The organism is Streptomyces cellostaticus (genome assembly GCF_001513965.1).
GTDB classification, from domain to species: Bacteria; Actinomycetota; Actinomycetes; order Streptomycetales; family Streptomycetaceae; genus Streptomyces; species Streptomyces cellostaticus.
In genome coordinates, this window is record NZ_KQ948131.1 from 1 (window position 1) to 978 (window position 978).

Genomic DNA, 978 nt, shown 5'->3' on the forward strand with positions numbered 1-978 from the left:
AACGGTGGCCTCCAAAGGGGCGTGAGCGAGGTAGTAGGCGATCTCGTCGGGCTTGCTGATGCTGCGCCGGGCCAGCGCCCACCGCATGCGGTGGGGGACCTCGCCCTGATAGTCGAACTCGGCGACGGCCGGCAGCCGGACCGCTGCCCAGTGGTAGGCGCGAGGGCCTTTCGCGCCGTCTCCGCACGAGATCCTCTCCCATGCTTCGGCCGGGGCCTGCGCGAACAGGCCGTCGATGCGGGGGCAGCCCACGGTGAACTGGGACTTGGGCACGGCCAGTACGTAGCCGACGCCCGACTGTTCCAGTAGCCGGCGAAAGCGGCTCTCCTGACCGTAGGCGGCGTCCGCGGTGACCCAGGCGATGGGCAGCGGCGAGGCGAGGGACCGCAGCACGATGTGCCGGGCCAGTTCGCCCTTGGTGGCGAACTCCCGCTCGTGGGGGACTTTGGCCGCGCGGCAGCGTTCGCGGTCCTCGGTCCATGTCTTGGGCAGGTAGAGCTCGCGGTCGACCGGGGCCCGGCCCAGGGTGGTGGCGTAGGCGGCGAAGACGCCGATCTGGCAATTCTCGGTGCGGCCGGCGGTTCCGGAGTACTGGCGTTGAACCCCGGCGGAGGTGATGCCTTTCTTGATGAACCCGGTGTCGTCGATGATGAGGACCCCGTCGTTCTCGCCGAGCTTGGCGGCGACGTATTCCTGCAGGTCGTCGCGGATGTCGTCGGGATTCCACTTCGCTCCGGCGAGCAGGTGCTGCAGGCCGTCAGGGGTAGCGTGACCTGCCTGCTCGGCCAGTTGCCAGCTGTTCTTACGGGCCACCGGGGCGAGCAGGCCGCGTACGTAGTCGCGCATCCGGCGGCGTAGTTCCACCCGGCCGAAGCGATGGCCGATGGTCATGAAGAGGTCGTCCAGTTCCAGGTCCCACTGCTCAGCAACACACTCGGTGATCACGTGGGGAAGCTGCCCCGCATGCTGTCACTATCT

The 978-nt window shown here is 68.3% G+C and carries 1 protein-coding gene; it reads right to left on the bottom strand.

Features of this window, described 5'->3' with window-relative positions; genetic code table 11:
* A partial coding sequence (locus AQI88_RS42395) for an IS701 family transposase (RefSeq protein WP_067011151.1) occupies nucleotides 1-945 on the bottom strand: 945 nt, incomplete at its 3' end.
* Nucleotides 946-978 lie beyond the last annotated feature (33 nt).